Genomic DNA, 19,838 nt, shown 5'->3' on the forward strand with positions numbered 1-19,838 from the left:
TGTTTTTACATAAGCTGAGCTTTAATAGCCCAGCCCCTTACATCTATTTATTTAGCGTAGACGTTATCGGGTCAAGTACCGTCTCATTTTTGATGCATAAACCATCATTCAATGAATGAGGAACCATTTTACTCACATCATGATATGAATTTATTTAAACCAGTGTTAGATTCTTAACTAAGGTAGGTGTCGCGCATAAAAAGCGACACCTAAAATAGGAATAGATTATCGATACGTCTTAAATTTTGAATGGATCACGTAAAATAATTGTCGAATCACGCTCAGGACCAGTTGATAGTATATCAATAGGGATATTCAGCAATGATTCAATTCGCTTTAGATAAGCAATTGCGTTATCGGGTAGATCCTTCATATTCTTGATGTCAGCAGTAGATTCCTGCCACCCTGGCATCTCCTCATAAACGGGCTCCAAATCTTCAAAATCAACAGCAGCTTGTGGCGGTCGAGAGATTAAATTACCTTTACTGTCTTTATAAGCGACAGCGATACGCAGTACATCTAAGTTATCTAAAACATCTAGCTTGGTAATACACAGGCCTGTGATGCTGTTCAGTTCAATTGATCGCTTTAATAAAACAGCATCAAACCATCCGCATCGTCGTGGTCTACCAGTAACTGCACCAAACTCTTGACCGCGCTCAGCAATACGCTTTCCTACATCATTAAAAAGTTCGGTGGGAAAAGCCCCCCCTCCAACTCGAGTAGTGTATGCTTTCGTAATTCCCAAAACATAATCAATATATTTCGGACCAAAGCCTGCGCCGTTAATCACAGAGCCTACACAGGTATTCGAAGAGGTTACAAAAGGATATGTGCCATGATCGATATCCAGATATACTCCTTGAGCTCCTTCAAATAGGATATTATCTCCTCGCTCTCTATGTTCATGTAAGCAAGTCGAAACATCATAAATCATAGGGCGTAATTCTTCAGCCCATTGTAGGGCGGCATCCAATAAAGGTTGAAGCGCTACAGCCGGTTGCTTGAAATACTGGGTCAAAACAAAATTATAATAGTCTAGAAGATCTTCCAATTTAGTGGCAAAGCGTTCTGGATGGAAGAGATCACTGACCTTTAATGCACGACGGGCTATTTTATCTTCATAAGCCGGGCCTATACCTCTCCCAGTAGTACCAATAGCAGAATTTCCCATATGTGCTTCACGTGCTTTATCCATAGCAACATGGCAAGGGAGAATTAAGGGACAAGCCTTGCTAATACGCAAACGAGAGCGAACGTCAATCCCCGTATTTTCCAGTTCTTTTATTTCACTCAGTAATGCATCTGGTGAAAGCACTACCCCATTTGCAATATAACAAATTACATGAGGTCTTAACATACCTGAAGGAATGAGGCGTAAAACAGTTTTAACCCCATTAATTTTTAAAGTATGACCGGCATTATGCCCGCCTTGGTAACGAACAACAACCTGTGCATCTTGCGTTAATAAATCGACAATTTTACCTTTGCCTTCATCGCCCCACTGTGTTCCTAAAACAACAACGTTTTTACCCATGATCCACTCTTAATTTGCAAAATGCTCTTTATTGCTCTTAATTGAAAAAGTTATGAACCCAATTTCAACAAAATTGGTCATTATAGTTATTTTTTCACAGGTACACCATCATTTTTTGGAGTAGCTTGCTTAAAATAATCAAAAAATGCGCTGCTTTGATCCAAAACCAAAATATCTTTTTTACTTTTAAAACTACCTTCATAAGCCAGAAGACTACGATATAAAGCAAAGAACTCCTTATTTTTACCGTATGCTTCTGCATAGATTGATGCAGCTTTCGCCTGTCCAACTGCTCTGACTTTTTGCGCATCACTACGAGTTTTTGCTAATAAAACCATAACATCGGCATCTGCTTTGGCCTGTACTTGTTCAGCAGCGGCCTGGCCATCAGCACGGTGTTTATTTGCAATTTCTTGCATGTCGGCACGCATGCGTTGATAGATTTGATTACTCGTACTTGCTGGCAACTCTATACCCTTAATACGTACATCTACAACATTAATACCTAATTCGCCTGCTTGCTTTTGAGCTGCTTTACGAAGCAACTGCATCAGATCATCACGCCCGCCTGATACCACCTCAGGAATAGTGCGTTTACCAAATTGTGCCCGTAATAAAGTATTTAATTGTTGCTCCAACAAGGTTTCAGCTTTAAATTCGCTCCCCCCAGTCGATTTAAAATATTGAGCCAAATCAACAATTTGCCATTTAACATAGTAATCAACCATTACGTCCTTTTTTTCTCGAGTGACAATACGAGTTGATTTAATATCCATCGTTTGTATGCGAGTATCAAAAATACGTACATTTTCAACAAACGGCACTTTAAAATGCAGTCCTGGATTTAATACCTTAACTTTATTAGTTACACCGTCATTAACCAAGCGTCCTAAACGTAAAAGAATACCTTGTTGTCCTTGAGTTACAGTAAATACTGTAGTAAGTAAAACCAGAAACATTAAAAAAATCAATATGCCAAGGGCTTTGCCAGTATTCTTCATTGTTAATCTCTCCCTTGTCGATAAACAGGTCGCGTGAATTCTCGCCCATCAACTAAATTCTCTACTTCATTAGATTCATCAGTTCCTGCTTTATTATTTTTTGCGGTCTCCAGAGGACCCGACGAGTTTGTAAATAATTTATCTAAAGGTAAATACAATAAATTACCTGATTTGCTATCAACAATAATTTTACTGGTTTTATTTAATACCTTTTGCATGGTTTCCAAATACATACGTTCAGCCATCACCTCAGGAGCAGCATTGTATTGAGACAGTAAGGCCAAAAACTCAGAAACCTCACCTTGAGCATTCAAAACAACTTGTTTTGAATAGGCTTCCGCTTCTTGCTGAATGCGACTTGCTTTACCCTCAGCAATAGGTATTACCTTAGCTACATAGGCATACGCTTGTGCTTTAAAACGCTTTTCATCCTCTTGAGCTTTAATAGCATCATCAAAAGCCTCTTGTACACTTTCAGGAGCTCGTGCAGGTTGAGGTGCCACATTAACGATGACAATACCTGTGTTATATAAATTTAGAGTTTTTATCAAAGTCTCTTGAACTTGGCTTCCCCAGACTTCACGTCCTTCGGTAATCATTTGATTCAAAGTAGTAGCGCCAACAACCTGTCTTAAAGCACTGGAGGTCGCTTGCTGCAAACTTTCTTCTGGATTAGCCACGTTAAATAAGTACTGCTCTAAATCACCAATGCGATATTGTACCGCTAAAGAAACAACAACCAAATTTTCATCACTGGTAAGCATTTGTGCCGAATAGGAGTAATCCAATACTCTATCCACATTCATAATAATTTTGGAGGAAATAATTCGTGGTATCCAATGAGGTCCTGATCCTACTGTTTCCACATATTTACCAAAACGAAGAATAACCGCTTGTTCGGCGGGATCAACGATGAAAATACCAGACAGAGCCCACAGGAGGAAAGCAATTAGAACAATCATCATGGCTACTAATCCACCATTTGATTTTTTAGAGGGCTCATTATTTGTTTTTACAGTACCGCCAAAAAGAATCTTCTTCAGCTTCTCATGAAGGCGCTTAAGCGCTTCATCCAAATCTGGAGGCTGATTTTTACCCTTCCAAGGCTCTTTGCCTTTATCTGGCTCATTCCACCCCATGTACTACTCCCCCGGCCAATTTTAAGAAAACTAGAATTCTAGGGGGTATATGAAGTTTAAGCAAGCTTCCTACTGAGATTTTCCTCTAAGATCAATCTTCCAAACATCAATCACAATATCATTTTCAGTAATAAAAAATTGATCAAATAGATTAATGGTTGGATCGCAATGAGGTACTACAAGCTCAATAACCTCCCCCAAAGAAGGCAATTTTACAGTGTTTACTGCAGAAATTTTACCATGCTCGTCACCAAATCCGCCCCAATCATAAGCTAATCCCTGATGGCTGATTATCTTTGGTTTTTGGTGATCTACATAAATCGATTTAGTTCCCGCATCTACGGTAACATGTTCAGTTCTATTATTACTGATAACGGTAGTAAGAAGGGTCATTGCTGGTTTAAAGAGATCAAATTGCTTGTCGTTATTTTTAGAACCAATATTAGTATATTGGACATCCATTACAGTATAAGAGCCTGGCTGAATTTCAGTGACCTCGGTTGCCTCAATATCTATGTCATAAGTTCCTGTTCCGGTTCCTGTTAATATTGGGCAATTAAAACCACTTTCTTTGAGGTTTTTTACAATTTCGCTTGCCATCTGCATGGTTTTTAAGGATCTTTCTCTGCGTTCATTAAAAGAAAGAACATGCTGTAAATTACCTGCATAACATTGAATTCCCATCAAATTTAACCACGGTAATCGTTGAATTTCTCTTGCAAAATTTAAGACATGCTCTGGTTTTATTCCAGTACGCCCAATACCCGGATCTACATCGATGAGCACATGAATCATTTTATTATGACACGCAGCTACTTCATTTAAAGCAAGAATGTTTTCTTTATTATCTACGACAATCATGGTAGAGGGGGCTTTTTCCAAACAAGCAAGGAATCTAGAAATTTTATTTTTTGTAATAATTGGTGAAGTGATAAGAATATTGGGTATTTTTTCCTCAATGAGAACTTCAGCCTCCGAAATTTTTGCAACACTTACACCTATTGCCCCATACTCAATCTGTAACTTAGCTAATTTTGAGCACTTATGCGTTTTACAATGGGGTCTAATATTTATCTTATTTTCAATCGAGTGTTTTTTCATTGCCTCTAAATTGGACTTCAGGATATTTTTATCAATCACTAAGCAAGGTGTATCAAGCTCTTTTTTTTTCATTCCTAGAATTAATTCTGACATTCTGTTCCTCGCAATATCGTTTTAGTGATACGTAATAAAGTGACGTTGCGTTAGAAATTTAAGCATCCGTACTCAACATCACTCGAAAACCTAGATACACCAACAAACCACCAAATACACGATTTAAGGAGGTTTGAAAATGAGTAAATAACTTTCGGATATGGTGTGATTGTAAGAATAAAACCAAAAGAGGCCAATAAAGAGCTGATTCAGCTACAAACACTCCCGCAACTAAAGCTTTATCACTAAATGCTGCATCAATTGAAACAAACTGAGTAAATAAACTTAATAGAAAAAAAGCTAACTTAGGATTCAATACGTTACATAAAGCACCTTCTGTATAAGCTCTTAAAACAGTAATATTTTTTATAGAAGAAATATCTGAATGTACTTTCTTCATTTTCTTTGAACTTAAACTTTTAAATCCAAGATAAATTAAATAACAGGCTCCTGCATATTTTATAATTGTATAAATTAAAATACTTTGGGTAATAATTAATGCCAAACCCAAAATGCAATAAGTAGCATGAAAAAGACATCCTGAAACGATACCAAAAGCGGTAGCCAACGCTTGGCGTTTGGGGTATAAGAGTGCATTTTTTGTAACCAACAAAAAATCAGGTCCCGGACTAATCATTCCAATAAAACAAATTAAGATTAATAGCACTAAACTAACGTTCATAACGTATACCCCAAACAACGAGCTTAATAATATATCATAATCTTAATTTTGGCACTGCTATCCCCATACTCAAACTGTGACTCATTTAAAGCCTGACATTACAATGAAGCGTTCCGGTTGTATTTTCAATTTGTTCATGCATCTCCATTTTAGGTAAAGTTTTAAACATATCATCATAGATAATCTGTGTTCTAGTTCCTGGATGACTACGAGCATATTGCTTCACCATTTCCCAATTACATTTTCCTTCAGCAATCATCCATCGCATAGTACTCCAAGGATTTGTAATTCGTTGGTTCTGATAAGCCTCATTATAGCGTCGGACAAATTCTGCATAGAGTTTAAGAGGAGGCTCATCTCCTTTTAATGGTACTGCAGCAACAGTTGATAATGCGGGGGATTCAGAGCTTCCTTCTTGACGACGACTGTATTTACGTGTAACCAATCGCTCGATAACAAAAGCAGCCTCGCTGGGTCTACCAAATAACTGGCGTAAAGTACTACCCCAGGAATGATCCACATAAATTATTTTATGTAATGCGCTATCTGCCAAATGGCACCGATTCACAAAAGGGTCAACCAGCTCAGGTCGTGTATTCATATAACGGTCAATTTCTTTAAGCAAATCAGTACGCTTATCTGCTAATAATTGACACATCGACTCTTTTCTGGGCGGTTCGGCACCCCGACAAAGCAACATAGCGACACCTCGAATCAAGTCTTTGTTATTTTTATCGTGTGCTAACAGTTTGCAAAGAGACTCAATTGCATTATCTGCTGTCATTTTATCTGTGGATAATCTATTATTTTCTGCTTCAAGATCGAGTTTTTCTATAGGAAACTCTAATAAAGCTTCAAGCGCTTTTATTTTACCTTGCCGCGCCGCCAATAATACTGGCGTATCCTTCATCATCCCTAAAGGATTAGTTAAATCCGCTCCAGCGTTTGCTAAATTCCTTACCCCAAATGCGAAATCCAATGCTATAGCTTGATGTAATGGCTGAAACGAAACACGAGCATCTGTAATCCGTGTTGTTGCATTCACATCGGGATGACTCTTTAATATTTTCCTCAATAAATGGCGATCTTTTGTTTCTACAGCCAAAGATAATAAAGTACGCCCCTCTTGATCACGCCGATGAACATCAAAAACAACAGTATCAAAAAGATGATGCGCTAACTGTATTTTTCCAAGAGCAAGCGCCTGATGCAGTGGTTCACCAATATTTTTATTCTTTACTCTACTTAGAACAAAATCAATAAACTGTATTAAATCAGAAGAAAGTCCCTCATTAATACACTTTTTTTCCTTTTCTTGATGCTGCTGAATTAAATAATTCAAAACAGTTACTTGCTCACCATTTTCAATCCAAAATGGACGCTCTAAGTAATTCACATCTCCGCTAATCTTTTGTTCAATAAACAGTTTAAATCCTTGCAATCCCGATTTTAAAGCCGCATTGATTTCCGTTATAAATTCCATGATTACATCCTCTGTAAGTTACTTCCAGATTTATATTACACATTGAACAATAGAAGATCAAACTCTATACCTTTTATATCAAGATCACGTTAATTTTGTAAAAATTAGGTCCCAAACGCCATGCCCTAAACGCTCACCCCGATTTTCAAACTTTGTCAATGGCCGCGATAAAGGTCTTGGAGAATATCCACCATCGATCTGGGTGTTTCTTAAAGCTTGCTCAGTGGATAAAACATGGAGCATATGCTCTGCATATTCTTGCCAGTCAGTAGCACAGTGAATAAATCCTCCGGGTCTAATTTTTTGTACGAGTAATTGAATAAATGCTGTCTGGATTAAACGTCTTTTATGGTGACGCTTTTTATGCCATGGGTCTGGAAAAAAAATCTGCACTCCCGCAAGTGAATTATCGAGTAATTGGGTATGAAATACTTCTACAGCATCATTAGCTACAATACGCACATTGGATAATTGATGCTCATGTAAATCAGCGGCCAGACTCCCTACACCCGCAAGATGTACTTCTATTCCAATATAGTTAAGTTCAGGATTAGTCTTTGCCATAGTTAACAACGAAGCCCCCATTCCAAATCCTATTTCAACTATAGTATCAGCTGATCGTGTAAATTCTTTATTCAAATCCCAAGGACCTCCACTTACCGTGAGCTCATAATCCTTTAACCAAAGCTCCAAACCTTGGCGTTGTCTATTACTTACTCGCCCAGCTCGTAACACATAACTTTTTATCTGACGCAGCATCTTCACATCCAATTTATCTAAAGTCAGGAATTATATGTTCTTACAAAAATCTTGCAACTAATGCGTTTTTTTGATATAAAACCGCTCTTGTATTTCACATCCGGCTATTTGCCCAGAATTTTACAAAGACAAGCACATTAAAACCTATTTTGGAGTAACATAATGTCTAGAGTATGTCAGGTAACTGGCAAGCGACCCATGACTGGCCACAAAGTGTCGCACGCTAACAATAAAACTAAAAGACGCTTTCTGCCTAATATTCAAAACCATAGTTTTTGGGTTGAAGAAGAAAAACGATTTGTCACATTAAAACTTAGTACCAAAGGTATGCGTATTATAGACAAATTAGGTATAAAAGCAGTTCTGGATAAACTCAGAGCTAAAGGCGAAAAAATATAATTTAGGGGGATAAGCCATGGCAGCTGTCACTATTAAAGTGAAAATGGAGTCCACAGCAGGAACTGGATACTACAAAACTACAACGAAGAATCCGCGAAACCATCCTGAAAAAATGGAACTCATGATGTATGATCCAAAAGTACGTAAGCATGTACTCTTCAAAGAGAAAAAAGTAAAATAAATATCCAAGCCCCGATAAGGGGCTTTTTTATTACTCGAGTTTTATTCTAAATAACCCGGTGAAATACTGGATAATCCTTACGAATCGTTTAAACTGATAGTAAATAGCAATGAAAGAAAACAAAGAGGATTTGCATGAAACCATCATTGCAACTAAGTATTGGCCAGCATTTAACTCTAACTCCACAGCTACAACAAGCGATAAGAATTTTGCAATTATCAACTATTGATTTACAACAAGAAATTCAGCTCGTTCTTGAATCAAATCCTTTGCTTGAAGCAACGCCAAATGAAGACAAAGAAGGACTTGAAATCGATGAAACAAGACAACAAGATAATGAGCAAAATGATTTTCAATGGTCTGAATTATATCAAAGCACCGATAAACGAACATCATTTGATGAAAATGATTATAATTTTGACAACTTGCATTGTACAACGACTAACTTAAAAGATCATTTAAAATGGCAGCTTAACCTTTCTCCTATGAGTGATATAGATAGGGCTATAGCTACTGCCATTATCGATGCAATTAACAGCGATGGATTCCTAAGTGTGGACATTGCTGAGTTACACGCAAGTCTTACAAGCGAAGAGCACCCCCTTGATTTAGATGAAATAGAAGCCGTACGTCATCGTCTTCAATTATTTGATCCTGTAGGATGTGCTTGCATTAATTTAGCTGAAACATTGCTCATACAACTGGATCAATTTCCTCAAGATACAGAACATTTAGCCTTGGCTAAAAAGATAATTACTAAAGACATTGAGTTACTTGGCCAACATAATTACAGACAATTGATGAAAAATCATCAGATTACTGAAAAAGCAATTGACTCGGTATTAAAAATTATCCAAAAATTAAACCCTAAACCAGGGAATTTAATTCATGAAGACATTACTGAATATATTATTCCCGATTTAACGGTTAAAAAAATCAATAACCAATGGAAAGTTCAATTAAATCAAAATGTGCTTCCTCACTTAAGCATTAACAATCAATATGCATCACTTATTCAACGAGCAGACAATAGTGCAGACAATCAATTTCTAAAAAATAACCTGCAAGAAGCACGATGGTTTTTAAAAAGCATTCAAAGTCGACAAGAAACACTACTCAAAGTAGCTACCTGTATTATGGAATATCAGCAAGGATTCCTAGAATATGGAGAAGAGGCAATGAAACCATTAATTCTTAATGATGTTGCTTTAACTCTAGAAATGCATGAATCAACTGTATCGCGTGTTACTACGCAAAAATTCATTCATACTCCTAGGGGTGTATTTGAACTTAAATATTTTTTCTCTAGTCATATTAGTACAAATGTTGGCGATGAATGTTCTTCTACGGCAATACGTGCCGTGATTAAAAAATTAATTGCCGCCGAGAATAGAAAAAAACCATTAAGTGACAGTAAAATTACCCTATTACTGGAAAAACAAGGGATTCAAGTAGCAAGACGAACTGTAGCAAAATATCGTGAAGCAATGGGAATTGCTCCATCTAATGAAAGAAAAATAATTGATAACTAACGTGAGTTTGACATAAAAGGAATGGAAATTCCTATTATGTCGCTAAACAAGCGTTGTCTCGTAAAGCTTACCCCTACGCGAAAGTGGGGTGCGTAGCACGAGAGCCAGTTTTAAATAAAAGCAATTCGATATAAAAAATTATATTGTTTTTATATCGAACTCATATTAATTATTAGAAATCATGGCTTTTCATGATTTCTAAAGCAACTAGGAGATTTTTATGCAAATTAACATCACAGGACATCATATGGATGTTACTCCTGCCATCAGAGCATTTACTGAAGAGAAATTCGATAAGCTAGAGCGTCACTTTGATCAAATCACTTCCATTAATGTAGTTTTTGGTATAGAGAAATTAAGACAAATTGCTGAAGCAACTGTTTATATAGCCAAAGGGGAGCTACATGCAAGTTCAGAATCTGATGATTTATACACCGCAATTGATACATTGATTGATAAATTAGATCGGCAACTACTCAAACATAAAGAAAAAATCCGTAATCATCATGAGTAAGTTATAACCTCTTGCATTAACCAGCATATTTTGCTTGAGTGCAAGGCGCAAGATGGAGTTTGCAAGCAGCCATCAAGTAAACGATGGGTTAGACAAGAGTAATGAGTAACCGGGTAAGGAACGTCCTATCCCGGTACTCGCAAATCCTTCATTGAAGCTGTGTTTTCATCCCCATCAGACTACACTTATTTTACACTTCATGATACATTGTATGCGCTATGATAAAAACTAAGATTAAAATAATTAATAAATTGGGCTTACATGCAAGGGCTTCAGCAAAATTTGTCTCAACTGCTGCAAGATTTCAAAGCCAGATTGATGTAACCTGTAATTCGCAAACCGTTAATGGAAAAAGCATTATGGGTGTAATGATGCTCGCCGCAAATCAAGGAACTGAAATTATTATAGAAATAAATGGTCCTGATGAAATTCAAATGAATGAAGCTTTAACTCACTTAATCAATAATTTTTTTGGTGAAGGCGAGTAGTAATCATTATTTAATCGCCAAGACCACTCACTATATTCCTCGAAAGAACCTTATTTAGGCTAAAAATAGTAAAGGTCTGCTCTTATAAATTTTCGTTGATATTTATAAGAGCAGACCTTTTACACTGATTTAACTTTTATGATTGTTCAACTATTTTTGAGCGATTTTATTTTCAACCTAACTTTTTACCAAGATTCAAGCATATCTTTTGAATAAATACCTCCGCAGTAGAGCTATTTTTCCATATTCCTTCTTTGCTTTCTCACTTTCTGTAAAACAATTAAAGTCATAATTAATCCAGAAATAGCATAAATAGTAAATCCGACAAATAAAACTAATGAAGGATCAGCAGCAATAGCAACAAATAAAATGATCATTACTAATACATACAGAAATGGAACTTTCCCCTTAAAATCTACTTCCTTAAAACTATAATAACGAATATTAGAAACCATTAATGTAGACGTAATTAACGATAAAATCGCAGTTAATAACGCAACAAAAATGTTTTGCCACTCATGTTGATAGCATAACCATGCAAAAGAAGCGATTACTGCTGCAGAAGGCGGACAAGGCAGTCCTTGAAAATATTTTTTATCTGCTGTTTCGAGCTGGGTATTAAAACGAGCCAAACGTAAAGCAACTGCTGCTGTATAAACAAATGCAACTAGCCACCCCACTTTTCCTAAGTGACTTAAAATCAAATTATATGCTAAAAGTGAAGGAGCCACCCCAAATGTGACCATATCGGATAAACTATCATATTGGGCACCAAATGCGGTCTGCGTATGAGTTAAACGTGCAATTCTTCCATCTAATCCATCTGCAATCATACCGATAAATATTGCAATGATTGATGCTTCAAATTGTCCTTTCATTGATGCAACAAGAGAATAAAATGCGGCAAACAAACTTGCCGTTGTAAACAGATTGGGCAACAAATAAATACCAGAATGACTATCTTTTTCCATTCTTAATAACCTTTAAAAAACCCCTAAATAAAGTATCTTGACATAATAGGGATAAAAATTACTTTTGCAAATTATATTTAACACAAATTTATTTCAACAAAATGAATAAATTTCAATACAGCACTTCCCATATGATGTTATACTTAGCACACTGTATTTAAATTGCATAGTGTCATGGCTGCCGCAGAAAATAAAACAATTATCATCGAAGGAATAACTGATCAGGGAAAAACATTCAGACCCAGTGACTGGGCTGAACGAATGAGTGGCTCATTAGCAAGTTTCAAAAATAGCCGTATTCGCTATTCTCCTTTATTGCGCCCAAGTGTAAATAGTGAAGGCTATCAATGCGTTTTGCTTGACCCTAAACTCAAAGAATCAAGTCCCTTATTATACCAATCAATTCTAGATTTTGCTAAAGCAAATAATCTCAGGATATGTGGAGAAGACTAATTAAGATATAAAGTAACAACCATGACGTATTTTTAAAGTGTCCAACTCACAAAATTATTCACAACATAATTCAGAGCAGCTATCGTATTATCAAAATTCATCGCTAAAATCCCTGCACAGATAAATGCTAAACCTTTTGGCCCATGTCCCGTCCCCGGATGGCTTGAATGTGCTACTAAAACAGAGCCGCGGACAAACCATAATATGCCTATAGTTTGAATGAGAAGCCCCATTGAACTAAATATATTTGAAGGATTATATGAGCTATAAGTTAATATATTCCCTACTCCAAAGGCCGTATTGGCCATTAAGTCCAAAGCAGACGGCAAATAAAGAAGGAGGGCTCCAAATATTAAGTACATCATTGGACCGTACATCTTTTCATGAGAAGACGACTGAGCCCTGTAATCAGCTATTTTTCGGAGTTTGGCAATAGCGGTCATAAAAAATAAAATACCTAGAATATAAGCCCCACCAGTAATTAGATGCTGTACCGGATATAAAGAACGGCTTAAATTGCCTATCATTGTAACAAGGTCTGGAGTGTTCATAATATAATTATATGCCGTTAAAACTTATAATGCATAATTTTTGCTTATATTAACTTCATTTCAAGGTTATAATCTCAAGTTTTATAATAAAGTTTATACTCATTATGCAAATAAATACATTTCCCATCACTTTAGTAGAATCATTTATGATCTCACCTAAAGTAAAACACTTTGTTTTTAATTGTCAGATTTTTCCATATTTTAACTATTCTCCTGGTCAATTTATTACCATTCACTTTGAACATGAAGGTAAAACATTAAAGCGTAGTTATAGTATAGCCAATATCCCAAAACAGGATAATAAAATTGAGATCGCTGCAGGATATTTTGCAAATGGGCCAGGTACTGAATTGCTGTATCATTTAAAACCTGGTGATACTATACAAGTCAGCGGTCCTTACGGCCGGTTAACACTTAAAGAAGGCCACTTTGGGCGTTTTGTCTTGGTAGCCACTAGTACAGGGATTACTCCATACCGATCAATGCTCCAAGATCTTGGAAATCTCATGAACCAATATCCTGAACTACAAGTGGTTATTCTCCAGGGAGTACAACGGCGCGAAGAGATTCTCTATGCTAATGAATTTCGAGATTTTGTTCAAAAACATCCTCAAGCCACATTCAGACCTTACTTAAGTCGCCAACCCCAACATGAATTAATTGAAAATGAATTCAGTGGCTATGTACAACATGCTTTTCCGTCACTAAACCTTAATCCCACAAAAGATATTATTTATTTATGCGGAAATCCAGGTATGATTGACGAGGCTTTTAATTCTTTAAAAGATCAGGGTTTTGCAATGCAACAAATTATTCGTGAAAAATATATATCTAGATAATGATCAGGAGCACATTATGAGTTATGAAGAATTATCCAGCACTATGGAACAAATACTTCAGGCAGGTAAAGGCATTTTAGCTGCCGATGAAAGTAATGCAACTATAGGTAAGCGCTTTTCCTCAATAGGAATTGAAAATACTGAAGAAAACCGCAGAGATTATAGGTTATTACTCGCCACAACACCTGATTTAGAAAACTATATCAATGGTGTTATTTTATTTGAAGAAACCTTTAGCCAAACTGATAAACATGGAACCCCCATTGTTAAATTGTTTGCAGATAAAGGTATCGTTCCTGGAATTAAAGTAGACAAAGGTTTAGTTGATTTAGCCAATACGGAACAGGAAAAAGTAACACAAGGCCTAGATGGCTTAGCAGAGCGTTTACAGCATTTTAAAAAATTAGGAGCAAAATTTGCTAAATGGCGTAATGTTTATTCTATTTCTGAATATACACCCAGTTTAACTGCCGTAAAAACAGGCGCAGAAAATCTGGCGCGTTATGCTGCAGCCTGCCAAGAAGCAGGTATAGTTCCTATTGTTGAGCCTGAAGTACTTATGGATGGAAATCACAGCATAGAGCACTGCGCTGAAGTATGCGAAATTGTGCTCCATGAGTTATTTCATGCCTTATTTATCCATCAAGTTGAACTAGAACATATTATCTTAAAACCAAGTATGGTAACCTGTGGCAAAGAAAATCAACCGTTTAGTGAACCCGATGAAGTTGCTGATTACACGATTGGTGTATTCCGTAATAATGTTCCTGCTGCGGTACCCACAATTAATTTCCTATCTGGTGGTCAAACACCCCAACAAGCTACAGCAAATTTAAATGCAATCAACAGCATTGACCATCAACCTTGGTTGCTTAGTTTTTCCTTTGGCAGGGCTTTGCAAGAGAATTGCCTATCTGCCTGGGCTGGCAAAGATGCCAATATTACTGCAGCACAAGAAGCCTTACTCAATCGCGCCCGCTTGAACAGCTTAGCTTGTATGGGTGAATATAATAACGGGATGGAATAGTCTTCTAATGGGGTACCTGTTCAGGTATGACAATCAGCCCCACATCAATATATCCAATACTCTCCGCTTCGTGGAGGGTATTTTTTATGTCGAGCTTACATTAAGTTAACGTGAGTGCGGAATTATGAAAATCCTTCTTGAGCACGATCCATTCACGTCCGCTTATCCCGAACTCACGCTAAGTTAAAAAACTATACCAATTCAAAACGTGCATAAAGTGGCAAATGATCAGAAAGCATTCTCCAAGGTTTACCCTGTAAACATGCTACTTCTTGTACTTTCATACCTCGAAAGTACACTCGATCAATACACAAGGCAGGCCTAATTGCAGGAAAAGAGCGTGCATGTTGCCCTTCAACAGAAACAAACGCTTCCTCTATATTTAAATAGTCGGCCAAAGGTTTGGAAATAATAGTGCGCCAATCGTTGAAATCACCAGCCATCAATAAAGGCTCATCTTGAGGAACAACATCTTTAATTCGTTGCATTAAAGTATTACATTGAACGGTACGCTCTGCTTTAAAAAGACCTAAATGCACGCATAATAAATGAATCGTTACATTATCCAGCTTCAATTGCGCATGTAATATTCCTCTTGAGGCCCTACGAATATGTGTAAGATTAATATTCTCAAATCGCTCAAAGGCGTACTTACTTAAAATAGCATTCCCATGATGCCCTGATTGATATACTGCATTTTTCGCATAAACATAATGCGGCCATATGTTTTCAGCTATGTACTCAGATTGTGGGGAAGCAGGCCATGCATTAATTCGTTTTTGTCGTTTTATGTGCTCCCCCTGAACTTCTTGCAAAAAAACAAAATCAGGATTTAAACTCGTTATCGCATCACGCATTTTAGGAAGCAAAAAGCGAATGGCACCCACCCCAAATCCTTTGTGAATATTATAAGTTATTAATGAAATACTACGTTTATCTTGTTGCATGCCTTACCCTATTCAGGTTTCTTTACTTAGCATAATTACTAATCAATATAAAATCATCTTCTTGCCTTATCTTAACTGTTTTAAAATGAAATCTTCAATTCATATGGAAAAACTGTAGCCAATATACTGCAAATCTCTATTCAGGCCATGAATGAATTATAGCTCTACTACTCCTAGTAGAGATATAATAACTACTTAATAAAATATATAAATATTAAATGATATGAACAAACTAAATCTTAAGATTCCAGGCTTTTCTATAGCTTGCAAAACTTGGGGGCATCCTCAAAAACCAACTATCTTAGCACTGCACGGCTGGTTAGATAATGCAAACAGTTTCCTTCCACTAGCCTCATACCTTGAGAATGATTTTTATCTTATTGCAGTTGATTTGCCTGGACACGGTCATTCATCCCATCTACCTAAAGGATGTCATTATCATTTTTTTGACGGGATTTTTATTGTCATTGAAATACTCAATGCCCTAAAAATCGATAAAGTCCATTTATTAGGCCACTCCATGGGGGCTTGTCTGGCCAGTTTGGTTGGAGGGGTTATTCCCGAACGCTTTCTTTCTCTAATACTCATTGAAGGTTTAGGACCGTTTTCGCATCCTGGAGAGACAGCGTGCCAACAATTAAGAGAATATGCCCATTTTCTCACACAAAAAAGCAAAAAATCTAAAGGCTATGCTCATTTAGAGAGTGCTGCGCTGGCTCGTGCCTTTAAAGGATACGTTTCCATAGATATCGCAAAAACTCTGTGTGAGCGGAGTTTAGTAGAAAAACGAGGCAAATATTACTGGCGACATGATCAGCGTTTACTGGCGCGCTCTCCTTTACGCATGACAGAAACGCAAATTCTTTCCTGCTTAAAAGAAATTACTGCAAAAACTTATTTGCTTATAGCAAATCAAGGATTTTCTTTTGACGCTGAAATTACTAAAAATCGCATCAAGACTGTAAGAAACTTAATTCTTAAAAAAATGGATGGGGGACATCATATTCATATGGAACAGCCAGAAGTTGTAAGCCAACTTCTGGCTGATTTTATGATGAATACAAATTAACCACACTTGCTAACATTGATGGCGACAGCTTGTAATGAGCTTTTCACATCATTTAAAGAAAAGCCTAAATCTTTAGCTGCGCTTAGTACACCACAACCACCTTCATCAAAACTTGAATAAGGTGTCCAATAATCCATATTCGCTTTCACCATAACATCAAAAGCCATACGAGTATCCCAATTAGGCTGATTTGCTAATATGTAAAATAAATGGTTGTATACGCCACTTGAATAATGAACGTCTAGGCCACTATAATACTCATCTGCGGTATCTATAGACTCACCGTCACGACTTGGTTTATCCATATAACGCAAAGCATCATAGCCACTACTTTCTTTCATAATTTCACCGCCAATTTGCCAGCTACTCTTACCTACTGAATAATGCTCAGCTGCTTGGGCTGCCATATCAGAAAAAGACTCATTCATTCCGCCAGATTGGCCGTAATATTCAAGACCAGAATGCTGCTCTGTAAATCCATGACTAATTTCATGAGCGCCAACGCCGAGAGAAACCAGAGGATACATCATCCTGTCGCCACAACCAAAAGTCATTTGCTCACCATCCCAATAAGCATTTTCATAACCATCACCATAGTGAACGCGCATGACTAATTGCATTGGAGATCCATTAGAATTAGAAAGAACATCTACGCCATACCAGTCGGTATACATATGTTTGATCACATAACCCGCATATAATGCATCATTTGATGGTGAAAGTGCGCCATTATCTGCACGATACCCAGTGGGGTAGATATCAGAGTCGGTTGTTGAACAGGCAAACGACATCGCCGCTTTGACAGAACTGTATTTGTGTTTCATATCAATCACTTTTACAGATTCATTTTCCATATAACACGTTGCATTCTTGACATCACGAGTTAGGTCCAAATATGGGAAGTCCTTACCAAACTCGTAATACCCCATTTTCTTATTTCCTCCGAAACCAGATCCTTTTACAGATACCCTCTCGGTTTTAATATCATTCCATTGTACAAAAGGCTGCTTAGTTTGAGCATCAATAATTGCTGTTGGACGCTCTGGGACTTTATCCAGATGATTCACATGGATGCTTACCTTATAAGCCCAGTGTGCTTGATTATTCTTATCGATATATACCATAGGAATGACTTTTTCATCGACTACATTTTGATCAGCATATTTAGCTTTAAATTGTTGTAATGCTTGATCTGCATTTTGCACAAAAGAAGCATTTGGTTGACCTAATTCCGTTTGTAACCCCTGATAAACAACACCATTCATCTCAACTGTAGACTGGGTAGTAGCGGCCAATGACTTTGCTGTATTCATGCTATGCATGATTGCGTAACCACCATAAACTGGAAATCCTACATATTTTTGTTGCATACGGACATGAGTTACTTTATTTCGATCAGTATGCTCACTAACGAAGCTCAAGCTATCTTTAGCGACAACAACACCTTGAGTTGATAAAGCAAATTTTTGCTTTACTTCCGAAAAAGATGCGTTTTGTAAAAGTATGGGGTCTGCCGCTTTCGCAGGAGATATCATTCCTAGGGCCAGAGCAACAGCTAATGGAGATAAATAGTAATTATGATGCATTGAAATCAACTCCTTTTTGCAACTTAATTGAAAATATTGAAGCAACTCGTATCTGGTGAATCCAATATATCCTTAAAAACAAGTTATAAAGCTTGAATGAATTCAACAGGGAGTCACACCTACAAATACAACTGAAAATATAAAGCCCATCCAAACTAGCATAATTTTAGAATTTTTGAAATTATTATTTCATACTTGCTGATAATACCAAGCGGCTAGAGCACTTAAGCCTAAAACAAATAATATAATGGATAATGACAGCTGCCCTTGCACCTTAGTAATTGCAATCATGCCGCTCGTTAATGCAGCGGTAAAATCTTGCATACTAACGTATAATGCAGCAACTGTTCCTGCTATTTGAGGAAAAGGATGGAAAACTCCTGCAAAAGCGTTAATGAAAGTAAAGCCTGAACCCATACTAAATAAAGCGATAGGGATCATAATCGTTAACACATGCATTATGCCTAATAATGCAAAGACAAACATCAACAAACCCCCACCAATCATCAGCAACACACCAAGAAACAACATGAAAGATACATCCTTAATCATAATTAATTGGCTGTTTATAATGCCACTAAGGCAAATCGCCCCAGCTATAAAAATTGACAATTGTCCGTATTCTAAAGGGGTTAATCCCAATACATTTTGGAATAAAAACGGAGCGATAGTAATATAGGCAACTAAACCTGAACAAGCAAAACAAGCACAAAGCGTATATCCTAAGAAAACTTTAGACTTTAATAAGCTATGATAAGTCTCATATATAACATTTATTTTTGTTGCATTAGGGTTAAGGTTTTTATTTGTTTCTGGTAAAGCGAATAAAATAAAAATCCAAAATAACAATCCTACGATAAAGATAAATAAAAAATTAGCTCTCCATCCAAAATGTTGCTGAATAAATCCACCCCATATTGGAGAAGCAACCAATAATAATGTGCTTAATACACCAACATAGGAACTGATTTTTGACAAATATCGATCTGTAAAAAGATCTCTCATTAAAGAGCGCCCTACTGAACTACAAGAACCAATACCAAATCCTTGTAAAAAGCGCCCAAAAATTAAAATCATAACTGATGGTGCAAAAAAACAACACAAACTACCTAAAATACTTATACCTATTCCATAAATAAGAGGAAGCCTACGACCAATTTTATCAGATAAGGGTCCAAAAAATAGATGAGAACTTCCCAGCCCAAACAGAAAAAGAAAAAGCGTGTATTGAATTGATGATTCGGAGCTATGAAAATCTTTAGTAATTGCAGGTAATGATGGAACATATTGATCTATGGAGATTTGCACCAAGATCATCATCATAAAAATGACAAAATAAATTTCTGGCTGTACTTTAGGCGCGTCTAACCGCTGCTTGAATATTTCCTGCATTTAAAAGTCCTTTGAATTTCTTCCTTTTTTAAACCTAGACAGTTAAGTCCACAGTGAGCTCGGCAAGAAGCACCCAACAGGCTGAATTTTTTTG

The 19,838-nt window shown here is 36.7% G+C and carries 21 protein-coding genes; 9 read left to right on the plus strand and 12 right to left on the minus strand.

Features of this window, described 5'->3' with window-relative positions; genetic code table 11:
• Positions 1 to 238 precede the first annotated feature (238 nt).
• The 7 genes from Lsan_RS18550 to trmB form a co-directional block, all read right to left on the minus strand.
• The gene (locus Lsan_RS18550) at positions 239 to 1,537 is read right to left on the minus strand and encodes an adenylosuccinate synthase (RefSeq protein ID WP_058515600.1); all 1,299 of its coding nucleotides are present in this window, start codon (positions 1,535 to 1,537) and stop codon (positions 239 to 241) included.
• Between the two features lie 86 nt (positions 1,538 to 1,623).
• Positions 1,624 to 2,538 carry a protease modulator HflC gene (hflC, locus tag Lsan_RS18555; RefSeq protein WP_058515601.1) on the minus strand — a complete coding sequence of 305 codons (915 nt, stop codon included), beginning with the start codon at positions 2,536 to 2,538 and terminating at the stop codon, positions 1,624 to 1,626.
• A gap of 2 nt (positions 2,539 to 2,540) precedes the next feature.
• On the minus strand, positions 2,541 to 3,677 hold the full coding sequence (gene hflK / locus Lsan_RS18560) for an FtsH protease activity modulator HflK (protein ID WP_058515602.1): 1,137 nt from the start codon (positions 3,675 to 3,677) through the stop codon (positions 2,541 to 2,543).
• 69 nt (positions 3,678 to 3,746) lie between these two features.
• Positions 3,747 to 4,871 (minus strand): DSD1 family PLP-dependent enzyme, encoded by a 1,125-nt coding sequence (locus Lsan_RS18565; RefSeq protein ID WP_058515603.1) that lies wholly within the window; start codon positions 4,869 to 4,871, stop codon positions 3,747 to 3,749.
• Between the two features lie 58 nt (positions 4,872 to 4,929).
• On the minus strand, positions 4,930 to 5,553 hold the full coding sequence (locus Lsan_RS18570; protein ID WP_058515604.1) for a LysE family translocator: 624 nt from the start codon (positions 5,551 to 5,553) through the stop codon (positions 4,930 to 4,932).
• 85 nt (positions 5,554 to 5,638) lie between these two features.
• On the minus strand, positions 5,639 to 7,036 hold the full coding sequence (ankC, locus tag Lsan_RS18575; RefSeq protein ID WP_058515605.1) for a Dot/Icm T4SS effector AnkC/LegA12: 1,398 nt from the start codon (positions 7,034 to 7,036) through the stop codon (positions 5,639 to 5,641).
• 84 nt (positions 7,037 to 7,120) lie between these two features.
• Complete coding sequence (gene trmB / locus Lsan_RS18580) at positions 7,121 to 7,795, minus strand: tRNA (guanosine(46)-N7)-methyltransferase TrmB (RefSeq protein ID WP_058515606.1); 675 nt, start codon at positions 7,793 to 7,795, stop codon at positions 7,121 to 7,123.
• Between the two features lie 162 nt (positions 7,796 to 7,957).
• Here trmB and rpmB point away from each other — a divergent pair, with 162 nt between their 5' ends.
• The 5 genes from rpmB (at position 7,958) to Lsan_RS18605 (ending at position 10,909) form a co-directional block, all read left to right on the plus strand.
• Positions 7,958 to 8,194: a 50S ribosomal protein L28 gene (rpmB, locus tag Lsan_RS18585; protein ID WP_003635329.1), complete on the plus strand. Its 237-nt coding sequence runs from the start codon at positions 7,958 to 7,960 to the stop codon at positions 8,192 to 8,194.
• 16 nt (positions 8,195 to 8,210) lie between these two features.
• Positions 8,211 to 8,375, plus strand: coding sequence for a 50S ribosomal protein L33 (rpmG, locus tag Lsan_RS18590; RefSeq protein ID WP_003635328.1), 165 nt, complete (start codon positions 8,211 to 8,213; stop codon positions 8,373 to 8,375).
• Between the two features lie 134 nt (positions 8,376 to 8,509).
• Positions 8,510 to 9,907 carry an RNA polymerase factor sigma-54 gene (locus tag Lsan_RS18595; protein ID WP_058515607.1) on the plus strand — a complete coding sequence of 466 codons (1,398 nt, stop codon included), beginning with the start codon at positions 8,510 to 8,512 and terminating at the stop codon, positions 9,905 to 9,907.
• Between the two features lie 220 nt (positions 9,908 to 10,127).
• Complete coding sequence (hpf, locus tag Lsan_RS18600; RefSeq protein WP_058515608.1) at positions 10,128 to 10,421, plus strand: ribosome hibernation-promoting factor, HPF/YfiA family; 294 nt, start codon at positions 10,128 to 10,130, stop codon at positions 10,419 to 10,421.
• 218 nt (positions 10,422 to 10,639) lie between these two features.
• Positions 10,640 to 10,909: an HPr family phosphocarrier protein gene (locus tag Lsan_RS18605; RefSeq protein ID WP_058515609.1), complete on the plus strand. Its 270-nt coding sequence runs from the start codon at positions 10,640 to 10,642 to the stop codon at positions 10,907 to 10,909.
• A 233-nt stretch (positions 10,910 to 11,142) separates the two neighbouring features.
• Here Lsan_RS18605 and pssA read toward each other — a convergent pair whose 3' ends face one another.
• Entirely contained in the window at positions 11,143 to 11,880 is a 738-nt protein-coding gene (pssA, locus tag Lsan_RS18610; RefSeq protein WP_058515610.1) for a CDP-diacylglycerol--serine O-phosphatidyltransferase, read from the minus strand.
• A gap of 174 nt (positions 11,881 to 12,054) precedes the next feature.
• Between pssA and Lsan_RS18615 the strand changes: the two genes are divergently transcribed.
• The gene (locus Lsan_RS18615; protein WP_058515611.1) at positions 12,055 to 12,333 is read left to right on the plus strand and encodes a DUF3579 domain-containing protein; all 279 of its coding nucleotides are present in this window, start codon (positions 12,055 to 12,057) and stop codon (positions 12,331 to 12,333) included.
• A 32-nt stretch (positions 12,334 to 12,365) separates the two neighbouring features.
• Here the strand turns inward: Lsan_RS18615 and Lsan_RS18620 are convergent, their stop codons facing one another.
• Positions 12,366 to 12,884 (minus strand): hypothetical protein, encoded by a 519-nt coding sequence (locus Lsan_RS18620; RefSeq protein ID WP_058515612.1) that lies wholly within the window; start codon positions 12,882 to 12,884, stop codon positions 12,366 to 12,368.
• A 104-nt stretch (positions 12,885 to 12,988) separates the two neighbouring features.
• On the opposite strand from Lsan_RS18620, the gene Lsan_RS18625 reads away from it, so the two are divergent.
• The gene (locus Lsan_RS18625) at positions 12,989 to 13,723 is read left to right on the plus strand and encodes a ferredoxin--NADP reductase (protein ID WP_058515613.1); all 735 of its coding nucleotides are present in this window, start codon (positions 12,989 to 12,991) and stop codon (positions 13,721 to 13,723) included.
• Between the two features lie 16 nt (positions 13,724 to 13,739).
• Positions 13,740 to 14,750, plus strand: a complete 1,011-nt coding sequence (locus tag Lsan_RS18630; protein WP_058515614.1) for a class I fructose-bisphosphate aldolase — start codon at positions 13,740 to 13,742, stop codon at positions 14,748 to 14,750.
• A gap of 191 nt (positions 14,751 to 14,941) precedes the next feature.
• Here the strand turns inward: Lsan_RS18630 and Lsan_RS18635 are convergent, their stop codons facing one another.
• Positions 14,942 to 15,697: an endonuclease/exonuclease/phosphatase family protein gene (locus Lsan_RS18635; protein WP_058515615.1), complete on the minus strand. Its 756-nt coding sequence runs from the start codon at positions 15,695 to 15,697 to the stop codon at positions 14,942 to 14,944.
• A gap of 223 nt (positions 15,698 to 15,920) precedes the next feature.
• Here Lsan_RS18635 and Lsan_RS18640 point away from each other — a divergent pair, with 223 nt between their 5' ends.
• On the plus strand, positions 15,921 to 16,766 hold the full coding sequence (locus tag Lsan_RS18640; protein ID WP_058515616.1) for an alpha/beta fold hydrolase: 846 nt from the start codon (positions 15,921 to 15,923) through the stop codon (positions 16,764 to 16,766).
• Here the strand turns inward: Lsan_RS18640 and proA are convergent.
• On the minus strand, positions 16,763 to 18,352 hold the full coding sequence (gene proA / locus Lsan_RS18645) for a zinc metalloprotease ProA (RefSeq protein WP_058515617.1): 1,590 nt from the start codon (positions 18,350 to 18,352) through the stop codon (positions 16,763 to 16,765). The genes Lsan_RS18640 and proA overlap by 4 nt on opposite strands.
• A 189-nt stretch (positions 18,353 to 18,541) precedes the next feature.
• Entirely contained in the window at positions 18,542 to 19,744 is a 1,203-nt protein-coding gene (locus Lsan_RS18650) for a multidrug effflux MFS transporter (protein WP_058515618.1), read from the minus strand.
• Between the last annotated feature and the right edge of the window lie 94 nt (positions 19,745 to 19,838).

Source organism: Legionella santicrucis, assembly GCF_001468135.1.
GTDB lineage: Bacteria > Pseudomonadota > Gammaproteobacteria > Legionellales > Legionellaceae > Legionella > Legionella santicrucis.

Coding starts and splice junctions, on each gene's coding strand:
- trmB (WP_058515606.1), bottom strand. CDS start 7,795: ATGCTGCGTCAGATAAAAAGTTATGTGTTACGAGCTGGGCGAGTAAGT.
- Lsan_RS18565 (WP_058515603.1), bottom strand. CDS start 4,871: ATGTCAGAATTAATTCTAGGAATGAAAAAAAAAGAGCTTGATACACCT.
- rpmG (WP_003635328.1), top strand. CDS start 8,211: ATGGCAGCTGTCACTATTAAAGTGAAAATGGAGTCCACAGCAGGAACT.
- Lsan_RS18650 (WP_058515618.1), bottom strand. CDS start 19,744: ATGCAGGAAATATTCAAGCAGCGGTTAGACGCGCCTAAAGTACAGCCA.
- hflK (WP_058515602.1), bottom strand. CDS start 3,677: ATGGGGTGGAATGAGCCAGATAAAGGCAAAGAGCCTTGGAAGGGTAAA.
- rpmB (WP_003635329.1), top strand. CDS start 7,958: ATGTCTAGAGTATGTCAGGTAACTGGCAAGCGACCCATGACTGGCCAC.
- Lsan_RS18625 (WP_058515613.1), top strand. CDS start 12,989: ATGCAAATAAATACATTTCCCATCACTTTAGTAGAATCATTTATGATC.
- hflC (WP_058515601.1), bottom strand. CDS start 2,538: ATGAAGAATACTGGCAAAGCCCTTGGCATATTGATTTTTTTAATGTTT.
- Lsan_RS18640 (WP_058515616.1), top strand. CDS start 15,921: ATGAACAAACTAAATCTTAAGATTCCAGGCTTTTCTATAGCTTGCAAA.
- hpf (WP_058515608.1), top strand. CDS start 10,128: ATGCAAATTAACATCACAGGACATCATATGGATGTTACTCCTGCCATC.
- Lsan_RS18635 (WP_058515615.1), bottom strand. CDS start 15,697: ATGCAACAAGATAAACGTAGTATTTCATTAATAACTTATAATATTCAC.
- Lsan_RS18550 (WP_058515600.1), bottom strand. CDS start 1,537: ATGGGTAAAAACGTTGTTGTTTTAGGAACACAGTGGGGCGATGAAGGC.
- Lsan_RS18570 (WP_058515604.1), bottom strand. CDS start 5,553: ATGAACGTTAGTTTAGTGCTATTAATCTTAATTTGTTTTATTGGAATG.
- Lsan_RS18615 (WP_058515611.1), top strand. CDS start 12,055: ATGGCTGCCGCAGAAAATAAAACAATTATCATCGAAGGAATAACTGAT.
- Lsan_RS18620 (WP_058515612.1), bottom strand. CDS start 12,884: ATGAACACTCCAGACCTTGTTACAATGATAGGCAATTTAAGCCGTTCT.
- proA (WP_058515617.1), bottom strand. CDS start 18,352: ATGCATCATAATTACTATTTATCTCCATTAGCTGTTGCTCTGGCCCTA.
- Lsan_RS18595 (WP_058515607.1), top strand. CDS start 8,510: ATGAAACCATCATTGCAACTAAGTATTGGCCAGCATTTAACTCTAACT.
- pssA (WP_058515610.1), bottom strand. CDS start 11,880: ATGGAAAAAGATAGTCATTCTGGTATTTATTTGTTGCCCAATCTGTTT.
- ankC (WP_058515605.1), bottom strand. CDS start 7,036: ATGGAATTTATAACGGAAATCAATGCGGCTTTAAAATCGGGATTGCAA.
- Lsan_RS18630 (WP_058515614.1), top strand. CDS start 13,740: ATGAGTTATGAAGAATTATCCAGCACTATGGAACAAATACTTCAGGCA.
- Lsan_RS18605 (WP_058515609.1), top strand. CDS start 10,640: ATGATAAAAACTAAGATTAAAATAATTAATAAATTGGGCTTACATGCA.